This is a genomic window from Streptomyces sp. LS1784, from assembly GCF_020103755.1.
GTDB lineage: Bacteria > Actinomycetota > Actinomycetes > Streptomycetales > Streptomycetaceae > Kitasatospora.
This window is the reverse complement of record NZ_JAHSQD010000048.1, coordinates 21,828-28,168: the sequence shown is the minus strand read 5'-3', so window position 1 is coordinate 28,168 and position 6,341 is coordinate 21,828. Positions and strand designations below refer to the sequence as shown.

Below are 6,341 nucleotides of genomic sequence, written 5' to 3'. Positions count from 1 at the left end.
CGCCGACGGCCCGGGTGTCGCCGCCGGAGGCGCCGACGGTCAGCTGAGCCCCGCGCGCGGCGCAGGCGGCCGCGGCGACGTCCACCACCGCGTCCCGCTCCTCGGCGGTCAGCGCGGCCGGTTCACCGGTGGTGCCGAGCGCGACCAGTCCGGCCGCCCCGGCGTCCAGGACCTCGTGCGCGAGCTTCTCCAGCGCGTCGAGGGCGACGGAGCCGTCGGCGGCGAAGGGGGTGATCAGGGGGATGTGGATGCCCTTGAGTTCCATGCCAACGATCCTGCGGCCCGCCGATCGCCCAGGTCCAGTTCATGTTTCCGACGCTTCTCGTAAGCTGAACCGATGCTCGGCCGCGAAGGGCCTCGGACCCGGGTCTCCGGGGCGGGTCTCCGGGCAGGCCCTAGGCTGGCCCGATGCTGGATGTCCGACGCCTGCGCCTGCTGCGCGAACTCGCCCACCTCGGCACCATCGCGGCCGTCGCCGAGGCACTCTCCTTCAGCCCCTCGGCGGTCTCCCAGCAGCTGTCCGTCCTGGAGAAGGAGGCGGGCGTCCCGCTGCTGGAGCGAACCGGGCGGCGGGTCACCCTCACCCCGGCCGGGCGCAACCTGGTCCGGCACGCCGAGGCGGTGCTCGCCCTGCTGGAGCAGGCCGGCGCCGAACTCGCCCACACCAAGCGAGGGTTGGCCGGTCCACTGCGGATCGGCACCTACCCCTCGGCGGCCCGGGCGATCATCCCGGCGGTGCTCGCCGAACTGGCCGGCTGGCACCCGGGGCTGGAGCCGATGGTTACCGAGGTGGACCCGGCGGCCGTCGGCGCGGCGCTGCGGGCGGGCGAGCTGGACGTGGCGCTGGTGCACGAGTACGACCTCGTCCCGACCGATCCGGAGCCGGGCCTCGCGGTGACCCGCCCGGTCTTCACCGAGCCCATGTACCTGGCCGCCCGCACCCCGGGCACCGTCGCCGAGCAGCGCGGCGCACCGTGGATCATGTCCCCGCCGGACACGCTCTGCCACACCATGGCCGTCCGCGCCTGCGAGGCGGCGGGCTTCGCACCCCGGATCCGGCACCAGATCGACGACTTCACCACCGTGCTGGCCCTGGTGGCGGCCGGCCAGGGCGTCGCCCTGGTCCCCCACCTGGGCACGGCCGGGCCCCCGCCTGGCGTCGTCCTCACCCGCCTGCCGATGTACCGCCGCACCCGCGCCGCGTTCCGCGCCGGCGCCGGCTCCCACCCGGCCATCTCGGCTTTCGTCTCGGCCCTGCACACAGCCGTCCCGCCGGGGCTCGGCAGCGGCGCCTGAGGTTCCCGCCCCCCTTCACCTCCCCTCCCCGAATCCCCTCCCCGAAACGGAAGTTCCCCGCGCCCGAAAGGGGCGCGGGGAACTTCGCGAAGCGCGTCTGACGTCATCCCGCCAGGCAGCTCGGCCCGAGCAGCTGCTTCAGGTCCCCGAACAGCGCCGGGTCCGACTTCACCCGGTGCCGGTCGAGCCGCAGCACCGTGGTCTTGTTGCGGCTCTCCAGCCGCACCCGCACCTCGGTGGTGCCGCGGTGGCTCCCGAGCACCTCGCCGAGCCGGGCCACCAGCGGCGGGGTGACCTTCCCGCTCGGGATGTTGATGGTGATCGGCGCCTCGGCGTGCGCGTTCGACAGGTCCGGGACGGACAGTTCCATCCCCATCAGTCGCGGCACGTCCTCCCGCTTGTCCAGCTTGCCACGCACGAAGACGACGGCGTCCTCGACCAGTTGCGAGGACACCAGCTGGTAGCTGGCCGGGAAGAACATGCAGTCGATCGAGCCCGCCAGGTCCTCGACCGTCGCGATGGCCCAGGCGTTGCCCTGCTTGGTCATCTTCCGCTGGAGGCCCGAGATGATGCCGCCGATGGTGACGATCGTCCCGTCCGGCCGCTCCGCGAGATCGGCCACCGCGCAGTCCGCCTTGTCGGCGAGCACGTGCTCGATGCCGTGCAGCGGGTGCGAGGAGACGTACAGGCCGAGCATCTCCCGCTCCTGGGTGAGCAGGAAGGACTTCTCCCACTCCTCCTCGGAGAAGACGACGTCCAGCCCGAAGCTCGGCTCGTCCGTGGTGGCGTCGCCGCCGAAGAGGTCGAACTGCCCCTCGGCCTCCTTGCGCTTCACGCCGACCACGTTGTCGATCATCGGCTCGAACTGCGCGCTCAGGCCCTTGCGGGTGTGCCCCAGCGAGTCGAAGGCGCCGGCCTTGATCAGCGATTCGACGGTCCGCTTGTTGCAGACCACCGACTCCACCTTGTCCAGGAAGTCGGAGAACGACGCGAACTTCCCCTTGGCCTTCCGGGTCCGGATCATCGAGTCGACCACCGGCCCGCCGACGTTGCGGATGGCGGTGAGGCCGAAGCGGACCGTGGTGTCACCGTGCGGGGTGAAGTCCGAGTCCGACTCGTTGACGTCCGGCGGCAGCACCTGGATGCCCATCTTGCGGCACTCGTTGAGGTAGACCGCGGACTTGTCCTTGTCGTCCTTGACGGAGGTGAGCAGGCCGGACATGTACTCGGCCGGGTAGTTGGCCTTGAGGTAGGCCGTCCAGTACGAGACCAGCCCGTAGCCGGCGGTGTGCGCTTTGTTGAACGCGTAGCCGGAGAAGGGGACGAGGACGTCCCACACCGCCTGGATGGCCGCGTCGGAGTAACCGCGTTCGCGGCAGCCCTTCTGGAAGGGGACGAACTCCGCCTCCAGGATCTCCTTCTTCTTCTTGCCCATGGCCCGGCGCAGCAGGTCTGCCTGGCCGAGCGAGTAGCCGGCCAGGATCTGCGCGGCCTTCTGCACCTGCTCCTGGTAGACGATCAGGCCGTAGGTGGGCCGGAGCACCTCCTCCAGGGGCTTCTCCAGCTCCGGGTGGATCGGGGTGATCTCCTGCTGCCCGTTCTTGCGCAGCGCGTAGTTCGTGTGGGAGTTGACGCCCATCGGGCCCGGGCGGTACAGCGCCAGGACGGCGGAGATGTCCTCGAAGTTGTCGGGCTTCATCAGCCGCAGCAGCGAGCGCATGGGGCCGCCGTCGAGCTGGAAGACGCCGAGCGTGTCGCCGCGGGCGAGGAGTTCGTAGGTCGGCTTGTCGTCCAGGGGCAGATCAAGCAGGTTGATCTTGATGCCCTTGTTCTTCTCGATCGCCTTGACGGCGTCGTCCATGATCGTCAGGTTGCGCAGGCCGAGGAAGTCCATCTTGAGAAGGCCGAGGCCCTCACAGGTCGGGTAGTCGAACTGCGTGATGGTGACACCGTCGGTGTGCCGGGTCCAGACCGGGATGTGGTCGGTCAGCGGCTCGGCGGACATGATGACGCCTGCGGCGTGCACGCCGGGCTGGCGGATCAGGCCCTCGATGCCGCGCGCGGTGTCGATGACCTTCCTGACGTCCGGGTCGGTCTCGTACAGCCCGCGGATCTCGCCGGCCTCGCTGTAGCGGGGGTGCGAGGAGTCGGTGATGCCGGAGAGCGGGATGCCCTTGCCCATGACGTCCGGCGGCATCGCCTTGGTGATCCGGTCGCCCATCGCGTACGGGTAGCCGAGGACTCGCGAGGAGTCCTTGATGGCGGCCTTCGCCTTGATGGTGCCGTACGTGACGATCATGGCGACCTTGTCGGATCCCCACTTCTCCGTCACGTAGCGGATCACGTCACCGCGCCGGCGCTCGTCGAAGTCGATGTCGACATCGGGCATGGAGATGCGCTCGGGGTTGAGGAAGCGCTCGAAGATCAGGCCGTGCGGGATGGGGTCGAGGTCGGTGATGCCCATCGCGTAGGCGACCAGCGAGCCGGCCGCCGAACCACGGCCGGGGCCCACCGCGATGCCCTGGCTCTTGGCCCACATGATGAAGTCGGCGACCACGAGGAAGTACGCCGGGAACCCCATCTGGATGATGGTGTCCATCTCGTACTCGGCGAGCTTCTTGTGCTCCTCGTCGTACCCGCCCGGGAAGCGCCAGTCCATCCCCTCCCAGACCTTGGACTTGAAGAAGTCCGCCTCGGACTCGAAGCCCTCCGGGATGGGGAAGCGGGGCATCAGGTTCTTGAACTTGAACATGCCCTCGGTGTCGACCCGGGAGGCGACGAGGAGCTGGCTGTTGCGGCAGCCCTCCTGCCAGGCGTCCGAGGAGTCGAGGGCGTACATCTCGGCGGCGGACTTGATGTAGTAGCCGGTGCCGTCGAAGCGGAAGCGGTCCGGGTCGGACAGGTTCTTGCCGGTCTGGACGCAGAGGAGGAGGTCGTGCGCGCCGGCGTCGGCCTCGGTGGTGTAGTGCGAGTCGTTGGTGACGACCGGGGGGATGTTCAGCTTCCTGCTGATCTCCAGCAGCCCGTCGCGGACCCGCTTCTCGATGTCGAGGCCGTGGTCCATCAGCTCCAGGAAGTAGTTCTCCCTGCCGAAGATGTCCTGGTAGTCGGCGGCGGACTTCAGGGCCTCGTCGAACTGGCCGAGGCGCAGCCGGGTCTGCACCTCGCCGGAGGGGCAGCCGGTGGTGGCCATCAGGCCGTCGGAGAGGTCGGAGATCAGCTCCTTGTCCATCCGGGGCCACTTCACGAGCCAGCCCTCGGCGTAGGAGCGCGAGGTCAGCTTGAAGAGGTTGTGCAGGCCCTCCTTGTTGCGGGCCCAGATGGTCTTGTGGGTGTAGGCACCGGACGCGGAGACGTCGTCCTTCTTCTGGTGCGGCTGGCCCCACAGGACGCGCTTGGTGTTGGAGCGGGACTCCGGGGCGACGTACGCCTCGATGCCGATGACGGGGGTGATCCCGGCGGCGGTGGCCTGCTTGTGGAACTCGGCGGCGCCGTACATGTTGCCGTGGTCGGTCATGGCCACGTGGGTCTGACCGAGGCGCTCGACCTCCTTGAACATCTGCTTCAGCCGGGCGGCACCGTCCAGCATCGAGTACTCGGTGTGGACGTGCAGATGCGCGAACGGCTGGTCGCTCAAGGCGGGGCCTCCGGAGGCTCTGGTGCTGGTCTGGTGGGCCGGCGAACGTGCAGGTCACAGGGGTTACCCCTGGAAATGGATGTGGCCCGGAGCACCTCGCGGGGTCCGGACCATCACTCACACGTTCACGCGTCTACTCTAGCCCCCCTCGAACGGCTTCCCCGTCCGCCGGGAGGGGCGCCCGGGCCGGCCCGGCGAGTCGCGCCCCGGCGGCTTCGCGGACCTCGGACTCCTCCATCGGATCGTCCCGCAGGTAGGCCAGGCGCTCCCGCACGCCGGGGCGGTCGGGGGCCCGCTCGACCCCGAGCAGCCGGGCTTCGGTCTGGGAGTCCCAGAGCGACTCGACGTACGCCTCGTCCAGTCCGGCGGGGTCGATGGCGGCCAGCGCCCTGAGGTAGGCGGGGCGCTCGTACGAGTGCGGGGTGCGCACCCAGAAACGGCGGAGGAAGGGGACGGCTCCGGCGGCCTCGGGCCCGAGGCGGGCCAGGCCCTGCGCCATGAGCATCGGGCCGCACCAGGTGCGGTGCGCCCAGTCCTTCTCCAGCTGGGCGAGGAGCACCGGGACGTCCTGCGGCTCCCCGTGCCCGGCCAGCACCCTCAGGCCCTCCCGGGCCAGCCAGCGGGTGCCCGAGGCGGCCCAGTCGCGGGCGGCGGGCATGGCGTGGGCGCCGAGCCTCGCCAGGAGGCCCGTCACCAGGGGCAGCGAGTGCTTGCCGTCCGCCGTGCCGAGCGAGGGGACGAGCGGGACCAGGCCGGGCTCCGGGTCGCGGTGGTGGTAGAGGACGTACATGGCGTCCGTCCTGCGGTCCTCCGATGAGCCGGGGTCGGCGATGATCTCCAGGAGCTCCGCGTTCGTCGGCTCGGCCGGCGGGTCGGGCTTCGGGGGTTTGCGTTCCGGGGTGGGGATGGAGACGCCCCAGTGCTCCCAGGCCTTCGCCCAGGGCGTCGGGTCGTCGTCGCCGCCGAGGCGTGCCCGCGCGACGTCGCCCAGATCTTCCCACCACTCCACCGGCCAGCGTTCGGACACGGACTCCAGGACGGACAGCCACTGCTCGCCCTCGCGGATGTACGCCCGCAGGATGTCCCGCGCCTCGGCGGAGCCGGCGAGTGCCAGCCGTTCGAGGATGCGGGCGGCCTCCTCGGCGTCGTGGTCGTCCGCGGTGGCCAGGGCGTCGGCCACGGGGCCGAGCGGGAGGTCCAGGTCCCGCAGGAGCCGGGCGAGGTAGACGCGGTGCTCGTCGACCAGCCAGTCCCAGCGCCAGTCCGTACGGATGCAGGCGTAGACGGCGTCGGCGGCGGCGACGGGGTCCTCGGAGGCCTGCAGCGCGCCCAGGCCCCGGCCGCGCTGGAGCAGGCCGAGGAGGGTGTCCACCGGTGCGTAGGCGTACGGGTCCGTCTGCTCGGGCAT

General features: G+C 70.6%; 4 protein-coding genes. 1 reads left to right on the top strand and 3 read right to left on the bottom strand.

Annotated elements, in window-relative coordinates; all coding sequences use genetic code 11:
• A partial coding sequence (locus tag KS423_RS09020; protein ID WP_224276989.1) for a dihydrodipicolinate synthase family protein occupies positions 1–265 on the bottom strand: 265 nt, incomplete at its 3' end.
• Between the two features lie 143 nt (positions 266–408).
• Between KS423_RS09020 and KS423_RS09015 the strand changes: the two genes are divergently transcribed.
• Complete coding sequence (locus KS423_RS09015) at positions 409–1,296, top strand: LysR family transcriptional regulator (protein ID WP_224276987.1); 888 nt, start codon at positions 409–411, stop codon at positions 1,294–1,296.
• A 103-nt stretch (positions 1,297–1,399) separates the two neighbouring features.
• Here KS423_RS09015 and dnaE read toward each other — a convergent pair whose 3' ends face one another.
• Together dnaE and KS423_RS09005 are read right to left on the bottom strand one after the other, a co-directional pair.
• The gene (gene dnaE / locus KS423_RS09010; RefSeq protein WP_224276985.1) at positions 1,400–4,933 is read right to left on the bottom strand and encodes a DNA polymerase III subunit alpha; all 3,534 of its coding nucleotides are present in this window, start codon (positions 4,931–4,933) and stop codon (positions 1,400–1,402) included.
• A 133-nt stretch (positions 4,934–5,066) separates the two neighbouring features.
• Positions 5,067–6,341: a hypothetical protein gene (locus KS423_RS09005; protein ID WP_224276983.1), complete on the bottom strand. Its 1,275-nt coding sequence runs from the start codon at positions 6,339–6,341 to the stop codon at positions 5,067–5,069.